The sequence below is a fragment of the Halorussus limi genome, from assembly GCF_023238205.1.
Taxonomy (GTDB): domain Archaea; phylum Halobacteriota; class Halobacteria; order Halobacteriales; family Haladaptataceae; genus Halorussus; species Halorussus limi.
Map to the genome: position 1 here is coordinate 93,983 of NZ_CP096662.1, position 18,745 is coordinate 112,727.

At 58.8% G+C, this 18,745-nt stretch carries 18 protein-coding genes and 2 pseudogenes; 10 read left to right on the plus strand and 10 right to left on the minus strand.

Annotation, left to right across the window (positions count from 1 at the left end):
* Positions 1-327: 327 nt before the first annotated feature.
* On the minus strand, positions 328-705 hold the full coding sequence (locus tag M0R89_RS22155; protein WP_248652992.1) for a hypothetical protein: 378 nt from the start codon (positions 703-705) through the stop codon (positions 328-330).
* A 425-nt stretch (positions 706-1,130) separates the two neighbouring features.
* On the opposite strand from M0R89_RS22155, the gene M0R89_RS22160 reads away from it, so the two are divergent.
* Both M0R89_RS22160 and M0R89_RS22165 read left to right on the plus strand, forming a co-directional pair.
* Positions 1,131-1,580, plus strand: coding sequence for a DUF7344 domain-containing protein (locus M0R89_RS22160; RefSeq protein ID WP_248652993.1), 450 nt, complete (start codon positions 1,131-1,133; stop codon positions 1,578-1,580).
* A gap of 10 nt (positions 1,581-1,590) precedes the next feature.
* On the plus strand, positions 1,591-1,926 hold the full coding sequence (locus M0R89_RS22165; RefSeq protein WP_248652994.1) for a HalOD1 output domain-containing protein: 336 nt from the start codon (positions 1,591-1,593) through the stop codon (positions 1,924-1,926).
* 244 nt (positions 1,927-2,170) lie between these two features.
* Here M0R89_RS22165 and M0R89_RS22170 read toward each other — a convergent pair whose 3' ends face one another.
* Together M0R89_RS22170 and M0R89_RS22175 are read right to left on the minus strand one after the other, a co-directional pair.
* On the minus strand, positions 2,171-3,022 hold the full coding sequence (locus M0R89_RS22170) for an IS5 family transposase (RefSeq protein WP_248652995.1): 852 nt from the start codon (positions 3,020-3,022) through the stop codon (positions 2,171-2,173).
* Between the two features lie 68 nt (positions 3,023-3,090).
* Entirely contained in the window at positions 3,091-3,306 is a 216-nt protein-coding gene (locus tag M0R89_RS22175) for a hypothetical protein (RefSeq protein WP_248652996.1), read from the minus strand.
* Positions 3,307-3,875: 569 nt separating this feature from the next.
* Between M0R89_RS22175 and M0R89_RS22180 the strand changes: the two genes are divergently transcribed.
* On the plus strand, positions 3,876-4,265 hold the full coding sequence (locus tag M0R89_RS22180; RefSeq protein ID WP_248652997.1) for an arsenate-mycothiol transferase ArsC: 390 nt from the start codon (positions 3,876-3,878) through the stop codon (positions 4,263-4,265).
* 390 nt (positions 4,266-4,655) lie between these two features.
* Here the strand turns inward: M0R89_RS22180 and M0R89_RS22185 are convergent, their stop codons facing one another.
* From M0R89_RS22185 to M0R89_RS22205, 4 genes are all read right to left on the minus strand, one after another.
* Entirely contained in the window at positions 4,656-5,141 is a 486-nt protein-coding gene (locus M0R89_RS22185; RefSeq protein ID WP_248652998.1) for a DUF8172 family protein, read from the minus strand.
* Positions 5,119-6,096 carry a hypothetical protein gene (locus M0R89_RS22190; protein ID WP_248652999.1) on the minus strand — a complete coding sequence of 326 codons (978 nt, stop codon included), beginning with the start codon at positions 6,094-6,096 and terminating at the stop codon, positions 5,119-5,121. The genes M0R89_RS22185 and M0R89_RS22190 overlap by 23 nt, the downstream gene beginning before the upstream one ends.
* A gap of 566 nt (positions 6,097-6,662) precedes the next feature.
* A complete protein-coding gene (locus tag M0R89_RS22200) occupies positions 6,663-6,899 on the minus strand; it encodes a hypothetical protein (RefSeq protein ID WP_248653001.1) in 237 nt (78 codons plus the stop codon).
* Positions 6,889-7,254 (minus strand): ArsR/SmtB family transcription factor, encoded by a 366-nt coding sequence (locus M0R89_RS22205; protein WP_248653002.1) that lies wholly within the window; start codon positions 7,252-7,254, stop codon positions 6,889-6,891. Before M0R89_RS22205 ends, M0R89_RS22200 begins: the two co-directional genes overlap by 11 nt.
* A gap of 118 nt (positions 7,255-7,372) precedes the next feature.
* On the opposite strand from M0R89_RS22205, the gene merA reads away from it, so the two are divergent.
* Both merA and lpdA read left to right on the plus strand, forming a co-directional pair.
* The gene (merA, locus tag M0R89_RS22210; RefSeq protein ID WP_248653003.1) at positions 7,373-8,830 is read left to right on the plus strand and encodes a mercury(II) reductase; all 1,458 of its coding nucleotides are present in this window, start codon (positions 7,373-7,375) and stop codon (positions 8,828-8,830) included.
* A gap of 127 nt (positions 8,831-8,957) precedes the next feature.
* Positions 8,958-10,343: a dihydrolipoyl dehydrogenase gene (gene lpdA, locus M0R89_RS22215; RefSeq protein ID WP_248653004.1), complete on the plus strand. Its 1,386-nt coding sequence runs from the start codon at positions 8,958-8,960 to the stop codon at positions 10,341-10,343.
* Positions 10,344-10,401: 58 nt separating this feature from the next.
* On the opposite strand, the gene M0R89_RS22220 is transcribed toward lpdA, so the two are convergent.
* A complete protein-coding gene (locus tag M0R89_RS22220; protein WP_248653005.1) occupies positions 10,402-10,956 on the minus strand; it encodes an ArsR/SmtB family transcription factor in 555 nt (184 codons plus the stop codon).
* Positions 10,957-11,087: 131 nt separating this feature from the next.
* Here M0R89_RS22220 and M0R89_RS22225 point away from each other — a divergent pair, with 131 nt between their 5' ends.
* A complete protein-coding gene (locus tag M0R89_RS22225; protein ID WP_248653006.1) occupies positions 11,088-13,352 on the plus strand; it encodes a heavy metal translocating P-type ATPase in 2,265 nt (754 codons plus the stop codon).
* Positions 13,353-13,359: 7 nt separating this feature from the next.
* On the opposite strand, the gene M0R89_RS22230 is transcribed toward M0R89_RS22225, so the two are convergent.
* Positions 13,360-13,566 carry a heavy-metal-associated domain-containing protein gene (locus tag M0R89_RS22230; RefSeq protein ID WP_248653007.1) on the minus strand — a complete coding sequence of 69 codons (207 nt, stop codon included), beginning with the start codon at positions 13,564-13,566 and terminating at the stop codon, positions 13,360-13,362.
* 132 nt (positions 13,567-13,698) lie between these two features.
* Between M0R89_RS22230 and M0R89_RS22235 the strand changes: the two genes are divergently transcribed.
* Positions 13,699-13,914, plus strand: coding sequence for a DUF8129 domain-containing protein (locus M0R89_RS22235; protein WP_248653008.1), 216 nt, complete (start codon positions 13,699-13,701; stop codon positions 13,912-13,914).
* A gap of 63 nt (positions 13,915-13,977) precedes the next feature.
* On the opposite strand, the gene M0R89_RS22240 is transcribed toward M0R89_RS22235, so the two are convergent.
* A complete protein-coding gene (locus M0R89_RS22240) occupies positions 13,978-14,955 on the minus strand; it encodes an IS1595 family transposase (RefSeq protein WP_248652742.1) in 978 nt (325 codons plus the stop codon).
* Between the two features lie 256 nt (positions 14,956-15,211).
* On the opposite strand from M0R89_RS22240, the pseudogene M0R89_RS22245 reads away from it, so the two are divergent.
* From M0R89_RS22245 to M0R89_RS22255, 3 genes and pseudogenes are all read left to right on the plus strand, one after another.
* A pseudogene (locus tag M0R89_RS22245) lies at positions 15,212-16,520 on the plus strand (MFS transporter).
* A 274-nt stretch (positions 16,521-16,794) separates the two neighbouring features.
* A pseudogene (locus M0R89_RS22250) lies at positions 16,795-17,214 on the plus strand (hypothetical protein); the annotation flags it as partial.
* Positions 17,215-17,384: 170 nt separating this feature from the next.
* Entirely contained in the window at positions 17,385-18,725 is a 1,341-nt protein-coding gene (locus M0R89_RS22255; RefSeq protein WP_248653009.1) for an RNA-guided endonuclease InsQ/TnpB family protein, read from the plus strand.
* Positions 18,726-18,745 lie beyond the last annotated feature (20 nt).

The following is an 18,745-nucleotide window of genomic DNA, read 5'->3' on the forward strand; positions in this document are numbered from 1 at the left end:
CTTGATACAGTGAGAGAATTCCGGCCTCCCCGTGAGTGACGAGTGTTCTGACGCTCTGTCGGAACCGAGGAGCGAACAGGGAGGGAGAGAATCGTGTAATTCCCGTGTCACACTTTCCGTGGCTGTTACCAGACTGAATGCCCAACGTAAGTATTTAGTGTGCCAAAAACGTACAAATTCTTGTGCGAACTGAGATAGATATGGAGCGCGGTGGCGACCTGCACGAGCGGGTCAAAGAGTACGCTCGTGAGAATGGTATCCGCCATCCGCGAGCCTACCGCGAACTAATTGAACAAGGGTTAGAGACGGATGGCCTTGTTGAAACCCTCAATCGGTGATAGTTCTCTGAACCCGTGCTGACGAAGAGCGTAGACCAGCAGTGGGTCGGTATCGCTTCACACGAACTGCGAGGGAACCGCTTGGAAGCGGATAGGCAAGGTTATGACGCTGCTGGTGGTCGGTAGTTGATTCTCTCGGTCGTTCGTCGAACGTGACGACTCCGTTCTCGGCGAGCGTCGGGGGACACGCGTTTACTACTTCGTAGGTGACGGTCACTTTGTCGGGTGTGACTGCATCCGTCTCTTGGTCGATGATGTGCTCGATAAAGGCATCAAGCGATGCAGTTCTGTCGTCGGCGTCCGCTAGGTAGTCGATGAGTGTCTGCGACCATTTATCTGCATGGAATTCGCGGTCGAATGCGGGCATTGGTGGGTGGTGGCTGTTGCGGAACGAGCGTACTGTGTGATGCGTCCCGCGCGCCAGCCACGCGAGGAGAACGAGGAGACTGTCTGTTCGTCCGGTATCCCGGCTCAAACGGCCCCTTCATGATCGGAGCACGAACGAATAGTGTGCAGTCGGGGTTCCGTCCCTCATCATTGCGCCAGAAACGAATATACCCGTGCTACTTTGCACCGTGTGATGATTTGCCTCAATCTGGCCACCCAATTCTGCCGCGTCCTCAGACGCCCCGGTGACATCACTAGTCGAGAACGTCGGGAATGGCGACTCATTCGAGCGGTCAATAAATGGAGAGTATGAAAACGCAAATCGGCCGTATTCAGCATTGAAAACCCCCGTCCCGACGGGTATAGGCGGAATTATTATATTCTCTAGTCTTCTCTCTCTCTGTCATGGCAGGTGAACCCGACTCCGACGAGGTAGTAACATCCGATGCCTCCGCGTCACCGGAAACGCAACTGCCGCCGCTGGACATTTTGGAGATAGAGCCGGTGTACGAGGTATTGGCGCACTCCCGACGGCGCTACCTATGCTACACGCTTCTCGAAGACACCGAATGGTCGCTGACTGACTTGGCGACGAAAATCGCCGCGTGGGAGAACGACGTTCCTGAACACACCGTAACAGAAGACCAGCGTGAAGAGGTGTACGCCTCGCTATACCACGCCCACGTCCCGAAACTGGTTGACGAAGGCGTGATTACGTTCGATGAAGCAACCGAGACGATCACGACCGCCAGACACGCCGACCAAGTGTTGACCGCCCTTAAAGGGATAGGTGCCAGCCTCGACTCGGAGCAGGAAACGCACGCCCAGAGTGACATGGATGAGCAAGAGGGCTGACGAGAGTACGATGGCAGAAGACGACCTGACCAGCAGTGCCAATACGCACGGGACGCAGGTAGCACAGCGGCAATACGAACACAATGGCCAGGGGGAACTCACGACCGCAATCATCTACGCCATCGCAGAGGCCGACGGCGTCTCTCTGAGCGAGGTGAAATCGCCACCGCTGTACGACTCCGTGGACGTACCAGCGATCGAAAAGGCGTTCTTCGGGCCGAACGGAGCCGGGGATTCTCGGCAGGGCGTAGGGACTGTCGAGTTTCAGTACTCCGACTACCTCGTGAAAGTCCAGAGCGACGGATGGATACGGGTGTACGAGCCGACCGAAGCAGACCACTCGTAGAACGTCACTTCGGAGCCACTGCGTCCTCACACGCCGGATACTCGGCCGGCCACGGTGTTTGCGAGGCAATCTTTTACTCGTCGTCGTTCCTCGTTGGCTTCGCTTGCGGATGCTCGCGCGGTCAGCACTAGGCCTGTGCCGAACGGCCGACATCTCATCGTTACTGGCCGGTGCAACCGATCTTTTTCCGGCAAGGATTCCGCGCGAGACACGCGCTATATTCAGCAGTCCTTTCGTCTCGGAATCACGGACATCCGCCGTCCTCGTGTGAAACATCGAGGCTTCGCTCCAGATTGTGAACGAGGCACTTGATAACGAGTTCGCGGAACTGCTTCCACCAGCGGCGTGACCGGACGAATGCTCCGAATTTCTGTTTGATCGCCGCGTTGACTGTCTCGTTCATGTTCCGCCTTCGGTAGAGATCGCTGTCCAACCGTGCATTCCATGCCTTGTGGAGTGAGGTGAACTCACGATGCTTGATGAGTGGTCGAATATCGTGATTCCAGGTGACCTGCCGGAGCGTCTGGTCATCATATCCCTTGTCACCAGCCAGGATTGCGATGGATGCTGCGTTCCGTTTCACCACCTGTGGCGCAATCTGTGTATCGAGTTTTCGTGTCGTCGTTACGTGAATATCGAGAACGGCGTTGGTCGCTGTATCAACCAACAGCGTTGTCTTCAACTGCCGAATGGTGAGGTTCGTTCGCTTCGTGTAGTGAGTTGAGGCATGCGCTCGCTCAAACCCGGACGCATCGATGCTGGTGACACCGTTCAGTGGCAAGTCAGCAAGCGAGATATTCAGTAACACTCGCCAGACAGCCATCTCCAAGCGGTCGAAAGCTTTGCAGAGTGTCGATGGTGCAGGGATCGAATCGAGATCGAGGGCGTCACGGATGCGGGGCATCTCGATGAGTTCGTCAACGAGGTCGCGGTACGTGGTCGTCTTCTTCACTTTGAGACAGAGGAGGACAACGTGTTGTCGGAGCGTGAACCGCTTCCGTGAATAGCGACTCGAAAACCGTGCCACAGCACGACGAGCCACTACCATAGCCCGTTCAACGAATCGAAGAAGCCGTGACTTCGGGAGAGCATCCATCTCCTCTCTATCTACTCACCTGTCGTGTTTGTCAGCAAGGGTTTCAACAAGGCGAGAGGAACCAAGTATCAGCCGTCTTGGTTCTTTTCTTCACACGAATACTTTTCACCGAAGTAAGGACCTTTACGAACTACATTGTCCTCTCTGTTCCAACTGACTAACCCAATATCCTCTAATTGCTCAAGGGAGTAGTCTCTGAGTTCGAGGCGGAGTTTCGCTACGTCTTCGTCGGCAGAAACAGGGTCGTCTCGGAATAGATCATTGGATCTGTTGTGTGAAGTCATTGGCTTAACATAGAGAGGCCGTATGCACTGATAAATGCTTGCGAATCTTACTCTCACCCATACTTTTGATTAACTGAGATACAGTCAAATAGTCGCTCATTCGCACAAAATCGACCAATACAACCACTCAACAGCACAGCATGAGCTGATAGAAATTAATTCGGGTGTGCTACGATTGTAGTAGGAAGAACATGATTTCCACGTCTGGAATATCGGGGTCATCATGATAAAGCGGATACGCACCACTCTCTATCTCAACACCGTTTTCATGTGCCTGTAGGATAGCTTCATCCAGAGTGTGACTGAGTTCTTCCTTCGTTGTTGGTCCAGATGTATTCATTATTAGCCCTACGTGGCAAAGACGGATAATCACACTGCATGGTTCACAAGGGTACGCTATATTTGCAGTCTTCCTCGACCGGCTGATTTAGACGAGATATGTCTGAAGGATAGGATTTCAACAGAGCCATTTGGTCAGGAGTTGCGTCTGTGCCCGGTTATACCGTCTGATTTCTACTACCTGCGCAGGGGCAGAAGCTTGTAGTCGTGAGAAGACGAATAAGAATATAATGACAAAGATCGCATTCGCCTGCGTCGGAAACGCGGGTCGGAGCCAGATGGCGACAGCGTTCGCGGAACGAGAGCGTGACCGTCGTGGATTCCAAATTGACATCGTCACAGGAGGAACTGACCCCGCTGAGAGTGTCCATGATGAAGTCATCGAGGCACTCCAAGAGAAAGGAATTACTATTAGCGACCACTCTCCACGCAGAATTACCGCAGAGGACGGTATGGATGCAAATTACATCGTGACGATGGGTTGTTCCGTCGATCAATTCCGACCCAATGAGTGGAACGGTGAACATCGTGTTTGGTCACTAAATGCATCTGAGACGAGGGAGCAACGTGATGAAATTGAACAACGAGTCGCTCACCTATTCGATGAGATTGAGAATTGAGACGCACTTAACGTGGGATTCTGATTCGGATACAGAACGACGAATCGTATGGGAGTATCTCTACCGAGTCTCGAAGAATGTAGTGGCATATTCGCAGCTCTCATCGACCGGCTGTTTCAGGCGAGAATATATCTGAAGAAGAGGATTTCAACAGAGCCAATACGCTTAGTATCGACTATGAACAGGTTGACCAGGAGCCTGGGAAAGGCACCAATCTATGTTCTCTAGAGCTATGCAAGCGTTTATACGGTAGAAGAGCCATAATTTGGTTGACCAATGAATCTTGACCAGACGGTTGACGAAGCGCTCGCGACGTACAATATGTCGCGCAGCGAGGAGGCCGAGGAAACGGGCCGAACAGTCGCCACGCTCCAAGACTAATAGAGCCACTTAGTCGAGATCCCGGATCTTTTTCGCGAATTCTGCTTTCGAGAGTCCTTGCGTCTCTATAAGCTCCGGATAGCCAGCACGTTCGACAGCCTCCTCAACGAACGTTACCCAGAGATCCTCGTGCTTCTCCGCGTAGACGACTTTCGCCTCACTCGGGTACATATCCAGCTCGTATTCAGTCAAGTCGATTTCGACTGCGTGTTTTCGTTCAAGCGTTCTCGCACCGAAGCTATGCAGATGTTTGAAGAGGACGTTTTTCCGCCGAACAGTCAACAGCCGTTTCGATTCGTTGATGTACTCATTCACCCATTCTCGCCAGTCGTAGGAATTTGAGTCGGTCTCTATGGAGGTCTCCGGCATGGCGAAGTCCGGATTCAGGCGCCGGAGGTAGAACTGAATCAGCGCAACAGCGGTTCGATGGTTATGGCTGGCTCTGTTGAAATCCTCTTCTTCAGATATGTATTCACGTGAATCTACTGTACACATCAGATTCAGTAAGTCGGATCGCAAATCGACTGCCACTCCAGAGGAGGAGGAGGACGGCAGTCGCGAAAAAGAGCGCCCCGAGCGGCGATGCCGGATTGATGAAGGCCCAGTAGAGTGGACTCGCCGAGACGCCGAAGAACACGCTCGCGACCGCATACACCGCAGGTCCACAGCAGCAACAGGCCGTTGCGCCCGTCGTGGCGAGGCCACCGAGGATTCCACCCGACGACGACAGTTCCAAGCTACGTTGCCAGACCGCCGTCATCAACGATGCATTCAGCCCGATGAGCCCGACTAGCGTGCCGATGAGTAGTGCGGTTCCCACGGACATTGCTCCCGCGAGTGGGATCGAAGGAACGTAGAATTCGACGGCAGGCCAGACAACCAGCGGATTCGCAAAGCTCGCCGTCGTGAGGAACGCGGTCGTCGGGCCGTTTACCCCCTGCTCTGGATTCACGGTGAACAACCCCGCGGAGAACAGGAAGAACACGCCGAACATCGCTGCGACGAGTCCACCCACCCGCCCGGAGAGCCCGTTAACTGCGTCACTCCGAACGACTGGCCAGATATCCATCCACAGGATGTAACCAACGAGAAGCGGGACGACGACCACGAGCAGATAGCCAACCGGGTTCGTGTACCCGCTGTTCGGCATCAGGTTTGGATACCCCACCCAGATACCGAGTGCCAGTCCGAGTACACTGTATTCGGGGCGAGTTGGCCACCGCCAGAGGCCGAGCAACAGGCTCCCCGACATGAGTAACCCAGTCATGCCCACGGCGAGTGGGGGATACCACGCGTGGAGCGTTGGGGTGGTCCCGACGGGTTCGATTTGGATTTGGATGATGGCAATCGTCCCGAATAGCGCAACTCCGAGCCCAATCAGCACCCCGCTGAGAGTCTGTTTTGGATGGTCACTCCACACCCGTTGCCCGAGATACGCACTACCTCCCATACCCACACCCCCACCCAGGATCAGCACTAAAAACGCCCAGTGTGGGGTACTGGCGTGGGTACTGCCGCTATGGGCTGCTACCGGTTGCACGAACAGCAATGCGCCGGCGAAGACCAGCCCCCGAATCAGGAGACAATGATCCATCCACCGTGCTGTACGCTCATCATGGCTATCCGAACGAACAATCTGCTGTTGCGGAGTCATTGATATAGGGTGAATATGGTGGCGTCTATCTGGAAGCCGAACCAACTCATATGGAACATTGTGTTACCCCCACGCGTTCTGGAGGGCAGCATCCACCAGCAGAACCGTCTCCACAGACCTGACACGTCCCGTCCCGTCATTGTCGCTCTCTCCGGCGGAGAACTAGGCCGATGACGACTAGCGGCAGCGCAGTGACGAGTGCAGTCACGAGGATACCACCGAGTCCACTTGCGGGACCGCTGACAGCAGTCGCGCCAGCAGCTGTCCCACCGGCGACTGCGGCCCCGCCTGCGAGGGCCGCAGTACCGATACAACAGAGACTGAGTGCGCCCGCTAGTCCGAGGAGCCCCCACGGCGACCCATCAGCCGAGAAGCCCATCGTTCACCTCCCCGATGTGGTGATAGCCGGCGGCGAGTCCCAGCGCGACCAACCCGCCCAGGCCGACAACCGCTAGATACGTCAGCCCGGTCGAGAGGCCGATTGTGGCCGCAAGGCCACCGAGCACCACCGCCCCACCGAGCAGTTCGAGGCCGAGACAGCACGCGACGAGGCCACCGACCCCCGCATACGGGAGCCACGAATCAGCGTCACCGCTCATCGGTTTCTGCCTCGGTAACGACTTCGCACCCGAGAACACTCTCGATATTCTGGCGAATACAATCATCGGCCAGTGAGAGCATCTCGACGGCTTCTGGCCGGCTCACCTCATAGTACTTCTTGCGGCCGTCGCGTTCCGCATCGACGAGCTGGCAGTTCTTCAGACACTGGAGGTGATGCGAAACCAGATTCGTCCCGAGCCCGGTGCGGTCGCACAGTTCGCTGACGTTGAGCGGTTCGTCTGACTCAACGAGTGTCTGGAAAATGCGGAGTCTGGTCGGATCCCCCAGCGCGCTGAAGATGTTTGCACGCGCCTCGTTTACGTCGTCGTTCGATTGGAGGAGATTGATGCTCATTACAATAACCAAACTCTCATTTGATTATAGTCCTTCCGGAAAATAGAGGACACGGAACGGCTATTGTGAGCGTTGAGAGAAGAACATTAAAGGCTCAAACGACACAACGAGTATTAGAATGTCTGTGTTGCCTGATTATGATCTCGTGATTCTCGGCGGTGGGACAGCCGCGTTCGCTGCCATCACCGAAGCAAGTGGCCGAGGACTCTCGACGGCTATGGTGAATACAGGGTTACCGCTCGGCGGCACCTGCGTGAACGTCGGCTGTGTCCCCAGCAAGCATCTGCTCGCGGTAGGCGACCAGGCAGCCACTCCACAGGAGAACCCATTCAAGGCGGTCCAGTACAGCGACGGCGAACCGACCGTCGACTGGGAAGCCGCGCTGGACGGCACCGACGAACTCGTTGAACGGTTCCGGCAGGAAAACTACGTCGACGTCGCCGAGCACTTCGAGACCGACATCTACGAGGGCTACGGCCAGCTGGTCGACGACACGACCATCGAGGTCGTCGACGGCGCCGACGAGGGCGCCCGGATCACCGGGGAGAAGGCACTCGTTGCGACCGGCAGTTCACCGTGGGCGCCACCCATCGACGGCCTCAACGACGTCTACTACTACACGAGTGAAACCATCCTCGAGGAACGGAACCTCCCCGAGAGTATCGTGATGCTCGGTGGCGGTTACATCGCGTTGGAGTGGGGCCAGATCCTCCACCGCGTCGGTGTCGACGTGACCATCCTCCAGCGCTCCGACCGCGTTCTCTCGGGGATGGAAGGGCAACTCGGTCGCGAGATGCAGCGTGCGTTCGAGGACCAAGGCATCGAAGTAATCACCGGCAACGACTTCCAGCGCGTTCGCGCACCGGCTGGCGACGGTGGAGCCGAAGCGATGCAATCAGGCGTCGCCGTCGAAACAACCGTCGACGGCACCGAGCAGACAGTTACCGGCGACGCGCTGTTCGTCGCGGCCGGCGTCCAGCCGAATAGCGAGGGCATCGGCCTGGAGACGGTGGGGGTCGAAACGAACGACGACGGCACGATCCACGTCGACGAGCAGTTCCAAACGACGAACCCGGACGTGTACGCCGCCGGCGATGTGATCGGTGAGCCTGAACTGGAGACGGTCGCCGCCAAGGAAGGCAACCACGCCGTCAAGAACGCGTTCGGCAACGAGGGCGTCAGCATCGACTACAGTGCGGTTCCGGCAGTCGTGTTCACCGATCCCGAAGTCGCTGCGGTCGGGACGACCGAACTGGAGTACATGACCGAGCACGGGACCTGTTCGTGCCGCACTATCCAGATGGCGGACGTCCCGCGGGCGAAAGCCGTCAAGAACATTGACGGCCTCGTCCAGGTCGTCAAACACCACGAGACCGACGAGATCGTCGGCGTCCACATGGTTGGTCCACGTGCCGCCGACATGATCATGGAAGCGACGCTCGCCGTGAAGTTCGGCCTGACCGTCGACGGCATCATCGACACTGTCCACCCATTCCCCACGTTCAGCGAGGCGTTCAAACACGCCTGCCAGGCGTTCCGCCGGGACACCTCGACGATGAGCTGCTGTGTCGAATAGAACCGCCATTCCACCAACACTATCCAACTTATGACCGAACTCGAGACTACGATGATTCCCGCACGGAAACCCACCAACGAAGAACGAACAGCCGGTGGCTACACCACTCAGAACGAGGGGTTCACCGATGAGTAACGAGCACGACTACGACCTGCTCGTCCTGGGAGGCGGGATGGCCGGCCTCCCGGTCGCGATGAAGAGTGCGTACTCCGGAATGAAAACGGCCCTCGTTGAGGAGGACCTCCTCGGCGGAACCTGTCTGAATCGCGGCTGTATCCCCACGAAGACAATGCTACGAAGTGCGGAAGTCGCGAATCTCGCCCGCCGCAGTGAAGAGTTCGGCATCAATATCGACGGCGAGATTACTGCCGACATGGACACCATCGTCCAGCGGAAAGACGATATCGTCGAAAGCATCCGCAAGGGTGCCTACGACAACGTCGACGAGAACGAGAACATCGACCTCCTGGAGGAACACGGTGTCTTCGAATCGGCCCACGAACTCCGCGTTGGAGACCGGACACTCACGGCCGACCGGATCGTCATCAACACGGGTGCCCGCCCGCTGCGACCACCGATCGACGGCCTCGACGAGGTCGAAGTGCTCGACAGCACCGACATGCTGTTTCTCGACGAGGTTCCGGAGTCGCTGGTCGTGATCGGCGGCGGCTACGTCGGCGCCGAGTACGCGCAAATGTACAGTCGGTTCGGAGCAGACGTTACCATCTTCCAGCGCGGTGACCGGCTCCTTCCTCGTGAGGAACCGGACGTAAGCACCGTGATCGAAGACGTGTTCACCGACGAGGAGATCACCGTTCATACCGAGACATCCGTGACGACGCTCGTGCCGGACGGTGACGACATTGTGGTCGAGGCCGACGGGCCGGACGGACCCGTCAAGACGCCGGCATCGGAAGTCTTGCTCGCCGCGGGGCGTCAGCCGAACACAACTGGAATCGGGCTCAACGAGGCGGGTGTCGAAACCGACGAGCGCGGGTTCGTCGCAACCGACGACCGCTTTGAGACGACCGCCGACGGCGTCTACGCCATCGGCGACGTGAGCGGCTCGCCGATGTTCACTCACTCCGCTCGCGACGATGCGGACCTGCTGTACCGCCACCTCGCGAAGGACGAGGAGATCAGCACCGAGGGCCGAACCGTCCCGTGGGCGGTGTTCACCGACCCGCAGGTCGGCCACGTCGGGTTAACCGAACAGGAAGCATGTGACAAAGGGTACGAGGTGGGCATCGGCCGTCAGGACTTCGCCGACCAGGGCAAGCCGAAGGCACTCGGTGAGACCGAGGGATTCGTCAAACTCGTCACGGATGCCGACACGGATGAACTACTCGGAGCGCACGTCGTGGGCGAACAGGGTGCTGAAATCGTCCACGAACTCGTCCTCGCCATCGAACTCGGCGCGACCGCCGAACAGATCGCCGAGACGATGCACATCCACCCCACGCTCCCAGAGATCATCAACTCCGCTGCTGGTGGTGCTCATAAGCCGTCGTAACGCGTCTTGAAGAAAGTCACCATATCTCAGAGCAGGCGATATTTCGCCCCGAAATCGCTCACTCGGCTGTCGATAAGAGACCGTCGAGCTCCCCGGTTTCGCTCAGGTCGATGAGCGCGCGATTGAGCAGTTCCCGAACGACGAACTCCTCGTAGTGCTGGGTTTCGCAGTATTCACACGGCTTCATCTCCTTGGCTACGGCCTCGACCTCGTCGCCGTGTTGCTCGGCGAGGGTCTCGATCAGCGCAGCTAGCTCTTCACGAGCCGTGTCCTGCGCCGAAGCAAGTTGCTCTCCACTACTTTCTGGAAGGTCGTACGAGAAGACCCGCGTATTCGACTTGTAGTACTTCCGTGTCCCACCACCAGCTTCCTCGAGCCGTGCAATCTCCACCATCCCGGCGTCCTTCAGGACGTTCACGTGGTGGCGCACCGTCGTTTCCGCCTTTTTTTCGCTGCGACGATGCAACTCGTCGTGAATCTCCTCGATCGTCATTTCCTCAGCAGCGAGCATGTCGAGGATCTTCGCCCGGACGTCGTTCTCCAGCGCCTTCGCTTTCTCCGGGTCCGTCGTCACAACTTCGCGGATCGGCACATCGGATTCGAGGAGCGCCATTCTTGTGACCATGTAAGCGGACGACGACAGTAAGAGTAACGCCACTCTCTCGATAGCAGTATTAGTGATTCGATACCGCTATAACTCTCGTCGTAACGGTTATCCGCATTGCTCGGTAACTAGTGACCACGATGGGAACGACACAAGAACAATTCAACGTCGGAGGGATGTCCTGTTCGTTCTGTGCCGAGAGCATCAAGAAGGCCTACAGTCGGACCGACGGCGTCGAGGACGTCGACGTGAGTCTCGCCCATGAGGAGGTTCTCGTCCAATACGACGACGACCTTCTGAGCGAGGTCGAAGTGAAGGATACGCTTCGGGACCTGGGCTATACCATCCGCGACCCGGACAAAGCGAAGCGATACGAGCAACAGCAGGCTGAACTCGCCGACGGGAAGCGCCGCCTCCTCCTCGCAGGCGGCGCATCTATCGTTGTCGCTGCCCTGATGGGGTGGATGATTCTCGTGATGGGACGCTTCGAGTCGTCATCTCTCGCGATGGATCTGGTGACGCTGGGGCTGGCGCTCGGGACGATGTTCGGCCCTGGACGATACATCAAAGAGAAAGCTTACCAGAGCTTGCGTCGGGGGATCTTCAACCAGCACGTTCTCCTGGAAGCGGGCGGGTTCGCAGGGTTACTTGGTGGGCTTCTCGGCCTGTTCGTGTTCCCTGGCTTCCCGACCGTCCACTTCTTCGCCGTCTCCGTGTTCATCACCACCTATCACATCCTTTCGGAGTACACCAGCCTCATCGTCCGCACGCGCGCTTCCCAAGCCGTCCAAGGCCTTCTCGACCTCCAGCCCGACACGGCACGCCGCGTCAGTGATGACGGTGATGTCGAGGAGGTCCCTGTCGACGACCTCGACATCGGTGATCGCGTCCGGGTCAAGCCCGGCGAGAACATCCCCGTCGACGGCGAGGTCGTCGAGGGTAAATCCACAGTCGACGAGTCGGTTGCCACCGGTGAGTCCATCCCCGAGGAGAAGGCCGAAGGCGACGAGGTGATCGGCGGCAGCGTCAACGAGACCGGCACGCTCCTCGTCGAGGTGACCGCGACCGGTGAGGACGCGTTCCTCAACCAAGTGGCTCGCGAGATCGAGGAAGCGCGGGCGATGAAACCCGGCATCATTCAGCTCGCCGACCGCGTGCTCAAGTACTTCGTCCCAGGTGTCCTGACTATTGCCGGGTTGTCGTTCCTCTTCTGGGTGGTCGCACCGCTTGCGTGGGGTGCAGGCCCCAATGTCCAGCGCGGGGCGTTCGCAGCGCTGGCCGTTCTCGTGCTGGGCTATCCTTGTGCGCTCGGGATGGCGACTCCCCTGGCCCTCATCCGGGGCGGTGGGAAGGCCGCGAACCGCGGCATCCTGATGCGCTCCGGCGACGCGTTCCAGATCTTCCCGGACGTCGACCACATCGTGTTGGACAAGACCGGCACCATCACGGTCGGCGAACCCGCCGTCAGTGAGATCGTTGGTCTCAACGTCGACGAGGGTGATGTGCTCGCGACGGCGGCCAGCGCGGAGGCGTTCTCCGAGCATCCTCTCGCCGATGCGATCCTCGAGTTCGCTGACAAGCAAGATGTCGACTACGCTGACCCCGATGCCTTCGACTCCGTGACCGGCAAGGGCGTCCGGGCAACCGTTGGCAACGACGACGTGCTGGTCGGCAAACCGGGCTGGTTCAGTGACGAGGGAATCGACCTATCGAATGGGCGCGACGACATCGAGCGACTCCAGGGCCGCGGCCTCACTGTCTCGGGGATTGTTCGTGACGGTGACCTAATCGGCCTGATCGGCATCGGCGACGAAATCAAAGCCGATGCCACCGAGACTGTTCAGCGGATGCGCGACGCCGGTATCACGCCCGTGATGATTACCGGGGACAACGAGCGCACCGCGAACGCGGTCGCCGAGGAGGTCGGCATCGATCGCGTCATGGCCGACGTTCTGCCCGACGAGAAACGCGAAGAGATCGGTCGCCTGCAGGAAGCCGGCCACCGGGTGGCGATGGTCGGCGACGGCATCAACGACGCCCCCGCACTCACGCAGGCGGATATCGGGATTGCCATCGGCGCCGGGACCGATATTGCCATTGAGTCGGCGGATATCGTCCTGATGGGCGATCGGCTCGGTGGCGTGATGGACGCCTACGAAATCGGGAACGAGAGCTATCGGAAGACTCGCCAGAATCTCGTGACAGCCTTCGCGTTCAACGGCGTCGGCGTCGCCGCCGCGACCACGGGACTCGTTCATCCGGTGTTCGCGATGCTTACGATGGTGTTATCCGTCTCGGCCGTCCTCGCCAACAGCTTCGCTGGTCAACTCCTCTCCGGCGAGGGTGTCAACACGGAATTCGCCCTCGACGAACGCACGGACGCGAGCGTGGAGATGGTCGAGTGACGGGCGATTAAGCCACCACGTCGTAGCCAGCCTGTTCGATTGCCGCGTTCACGTCGTCGTTGGAGGCCCCCTCCTCAAGGACCACGTCGACCGTGTCAGCTTCGTGGTCGGCCTCGACCCGATTCACACCATCGAGGTTTCGCAGGGCGGTCTCCACGTTCTGTTCGCATCCGTTGCACGACATCCCGGTGACGGAAATCGTCTTTCGGTCCATACGTGCCTGTAAACACTCGCGTGGGATGACCATTACGGTAACCGTTGTATCGGTTTTATCTCCATTAGAGATGGGACGGTATCGTCCGGAGAGTTGTTTATGTCGGCCCCATAGGGGTGGAGGCTCTTCGAGATGGGGACCACTGACGACAAAGAGAGTGACGAATTCCCTCCAGAGAAGCGTCTGGAAGCACCGAACACGCGCCTGATCAAGGCCGGTATCGCGACGATTCCGGATATGGAAACCCTCCAGGAGTGCGTTGCCTACGAGAACGCCCACCAGAATCGAACGCAGATTCTGCGCCGGCTCAAGTGGAAGGCCGAAGAGCTGCGTGAAGATGAGGGGTAAGCTCTGTCCTTAACCAACAATATGCGAGTGATTTCACCGATTGTTGGTTAATAGAGACCGCTCTTATGTAGAACTGCGGAACGCCCCCATAACAAGGCAGTCGATGATGATATCGACGGATGCGCCGGCAAGGTTTAGCGACCGAATAAGGCCGAACGTGTGAGCGGCCTGTTCCAAGCCCTGCTTGGACAGGCCGCGGAACTTCCGCAGCCACGGTTGAACAAGCGAAAAGAGGCACTCAGCCTGGTTAATGTGGACGCCGTCGGGGGATACGTATCTCTCTTTGTGTACGACTGTTCGGTGGTCACGCTCCATCTCTCTGTAGGCTTGGAGTCCGTCTGTCCAAACCTCTCCTAGTGGCTGGGAGAGGTCTTCAGCCTCCTGAATCACTGGTTCCAGATCACCGCTGAAGTCGATGCCGAGCTGGCCGCGGATCACGCGAAGCGAGTCGCGGCACGCCGCGACGAGCGTCAGCTGATCACCGTGGCGGCCCCGCCAGCGTGAGCGGCCAGTTTGGGACGAACCGCCGCGAGAACGACTGCTTCGCGGCGGCTCTTGTCCCTTGTAGCCCGAGCAGACTGTGCCAGATTCGTCGACTTGCGTCGGTCCAGCGATGGTCTGGTCGAGGAGGCCCCAGACGACGGGGAAGCCGCGATGGATCGCGGCTTCCGCCTCCCGAATCGCCGTGTGAACGGTTTTGTAGGCTCGCCCGAGGAAGGGCGCGATCTGGTTGATACTGAGCAATGTATCGGCGTAGAGCGTGAATGCGAGAAGTACCTCGCCGCAGGTGAGGTGCTTCTCATGAAATGGCGTTCCGTAGGTGTAGACCGGCTTGAAGTTGCAGTCACGGCACCACACGCGGTCGAGATGCGACCACGTTTGAACGGAGCTGTGCCCGCACCGTGGACAGGACGTATTCTCCCAGAATTCCTTGAGTCGCCGCTCGATGGCCGCATCGAGCGGCTCGGTGTCGATCTCGACGATGCCCAACTCGATCAGCTCTCGAAACATCGCGCCGAACGCCGGCTGAGCAGAAGACATACTCCCAGATTATGGCTGGCTCAGTGTAACTACAGGGTCTTTCCGTAGTTCTACATAAGAGCGCCAATAATTAACCAACAGAGGGACGGCTTGCTTTCGGTTTGTTGGTTAAGTAGTAGATAGGACGAGGTTTCTTCATTCAATTCTAATCTCGAAACAGAGGGTTCGGACTCGGTAAGTAGCTCCTGCGTATCAATCTCCAAACAAAAATTGGCTCCAGCGAGCGTTTTAGTCGTCGTAGAGCGACAGGTCAGATATGTTCGGCCCTCCGTCCGACCGTGCGCTGGTGCGCCGATACTACCTCTACCGGGCCACGCTGTCGGTCGGGTTCATCACGCCTATCTTCACATTGTTTCTCCTACGGTCCTTGACGTTCACGCAGGTCGGGGCGCTGTCGGCGCTGTACTCAGTGCTGTCAGTCGTCGGCGAGGTGCCGACAGGCTACGTCGGTGACCGGCTGGGGCGGCGCGCGAGCCTCCTCCTCAGTGTGCTGTTCACCGTCGGGTCGCTGGCGGGCTTCGTCCTCGCAAAGGGGTTCCTCTGGTACATGTTCCTCTACGCGTTGTGGGCGGTGGCGCTGACGTTCCGCTCGGGGAGCATGGACGCGTGGCTGTACGATACCCTCGACGAACGCCTCGACACTGGGCAATTCAGCCATCTCCGGGGGCGGGGCGACGCGGTGCAGAACTGGACCGCAGCAGTCTCGATGGTCGTGGGAGGCCTGCTGTACGGGCTGGAACCCACCTACCCCTTCGTCGCCGCGGTCGCGTTCAACAGCCTCGGCTTCATTACCCTGCTCTCACTGCCGAAGAACCGCCAGTACGCCGACCGTCACGACGCGGAAGCAGACCGGCTCGGCCCGCTGGAAGCCCTCACCGTCATCCGCAAGCATTTGGCTCGACCGCCACTGCGGTCACTGGTGTTGTACGTCGGGCTGTTCTACGCCGTCGTCGGCGTCGCTCACACCTACGTCCAACCGATGGCGGTCGAGACGCTCGCCCCCTACGCCGCCGGGTTCGGCGTCCGGATCCCCGCAGATGGTGCGACCGCGGCGGCGCGCTCTGGCGAAGCGGGCGCGGCGCTGGCGCTTGGCCTTGGCGTGATGTACGCCGCCCTCACCGCAGTATCGTCGTCGGGTGGCTACTACGCCGGCACGATCGAGGACCGCATTGGCGTCCGCAAGGCCGTGTTGGTCGTGCCGGCCGTGACGGCCGTCGCGCTCGTGGTGCCGCTGTGGGTTGCGCTGTTGGCGCTCCCGGCATTCGCGGCGATGCGAACCGGGATGCCGCTGGTACAGCCCATTGCCAACGGGTACATCAACGACCACATCGAAGGGGGTCGGACGGGCGACACTGCTCTCCGCGGTGTCGATGTTCTACATGACGCTCCGGACGCCGCTGGCGCTTGGGGCCGGGATGATGGCCGATGCGACCACGGCGACCACGGCAATTGCCGCGCTCGGCGGCCTGTTCCTCGCAGCCGGCGGCGCAGTATGGCTGCTCGGCGAGGTAGCACCCGAGACAGAGGCCACCGTCGGGGGAGAGTCCGGTCCCCCGGCGTCATAAGTCAGTTAGGAGTCGGCCCAGAGCCGTCGGCTATGAGTCGCACGAGAACGAGTGAGTAAGGGAATATGCTCATGATTTCCCTAGCCATGAATCCACTGGACTGAAAGGAAAGTCATCGGGCTGAAAAGAGATTGTTACCCCCGATATGTACAACGCCTAGGTATCTATCAGCGGTTCCACAGTCAATTCTAAATAAAGAAATCGAGCTACCAGCTACTGAAAGTTTTTCAGCGCCCCCGGAGGGGCGGAGGCGCGTTCTGACCTCCGTCGAATGATGACTGACCGCTATCTCACGACAGTCCTCGAGGAAGCCGAGCACGTTGCCGAGCAGCACAACCAGATCGCTCGAACGACAGACAACCAAGCCCACGAGTACCTCCGATACGCCGTCCTCCGGGTGCTTGAAGGCGAGGCAGAACACCTCCCAGCAGACTGGACGCCGATCGACGGTGTGACCGTCGGCTACGGGAGCGACGAGGCGATGTTCGACAGCTGGGGCTCCAGCGAAGACTGGTGGGAGACTGTCCCGCCGCAGGAGGCGTGTACCCGGTTCCGGGTGTTCTTCCCGGACAACCACCAGACGGTTCCCCGCGACATCGTCGACATGATGACCGCGCTCGGTACCTGGCGGGTTTGGACCGGGAGTGCAGCCGCGTGCGGCTCCTACGACCATCGCGAGCGCCGTGAGGTCAATCTTTGACAGCGAGAGAATCCTGCCGTTCACGGCGGGCGTGAATCGCGTAAGCTCCGATGAGAACCATTGCGTCAATGCTGGTCTTGAGTCTCCAACGAGATGATTGGGTTCTACTTTCACCGTGGTTGGCTGACGTTCAAGTTCCAAACGAGCATATCTGGAAATGGCTGATGAAGCGCACCAACACGTTCGCCGTGCGTCCCCTCTCCGATACGGGAGAGCAACTACTACGGGACCTGTTGGACGCTTCCGCCGCTCTCTGGAACGAGGTCAATTATCAGCGCCTTATGCGCTACAACGACGAAGACGGCTTTGAGGACGAGGACGTGTGGAACGCCGACACCGGCAGTCTCGAAGGCAAGTACAAAGGTGTACTTGGCGCGTCCACCACCCAACAGGTAATACGCAAAAATGGCGAAGCGTGGCGCGGGTTCTTCGATACAAAGAAGGCGTATCACGACGAGTCGAACACATCCGTTACGGAACACCCGGAACCGCCGGGCTTCCGTGGTAACAAAGACGATGGGCGTGTCCTCAAAGGCGTCATTCGCAACGACGCATACACTGTTGAGTGGGGCGAGCGGTCCCGACTTGAGATACTGGTCGGGAGCGAGTTGAAAGACAGATACGACCATACCGGGCGGCTCCGGCTGGAAATCGTTGGCGACCCGAATTGGCCCAACTACCAGAAGCAGGGCCGGTTGGACCTGTGGTACGATGAGACTGATTGCACCTTCCGAGCTTCGCAACCCGTGACTATTACTAATGCACGGGCGACTCCACTGGCCGCAGAGAAGGCCGCTCTGGATATTGGTGCAAACAATCTCGTCGCCTGTACCACCACGACCGGCGACCAATACCTGTACGAAGGTCGGGACCTGTTCAACCGCTTCCGTGAGACAACGCGAGAAATCGCCCGGTTACAGTCCAAGCTACAGGAAGGCCGATACAGTAGCGAGCGTATCCGGCGGCTGTATCGGAAGCGAACCCGCCGCCGCGACCACGCACAGGAAGCGTTGTGTCGTGACCTAATCGAACGGCTGTACGAGGACGGCGTAGACACGGTGTATATCGGTGGATTGACCGACGTGCTGGACACGCATTGGTCGGTCGAAACCAATGCCAAGACCCACAACTTCTGGGCGTTCAAGCAGTTTACTGAGCGGCTGGCATGTACTGCTGAGGAATACGGTATCTCGGTGGAAGTCCGGTCGGAAGCGTGGACAAGCCAGGAGTGCCCGCAGTGCGGTTCAACAGACCGAACGAAACGACATCAGGACACACTAACGTGTCCGTGTGGATTCGAGGGGCACGCCGACCTCACAGCGTCAGAGACGTTCTTGAAGCGGCACACAGAGAAGGCAGTCAGGTCGATGGCACGGCCCGTGCGGTTCGAGTGGGACGACCACAACTGGTCGGGGACACCACACCCTCACGAAAGTCCCAAAGAACAGCGCACAGACCCGAGTACCGTCCACCGTGACGGGAATGTTGCCTCCGGCGAGTCGTAGACCGGCTGAGACTCCCACGG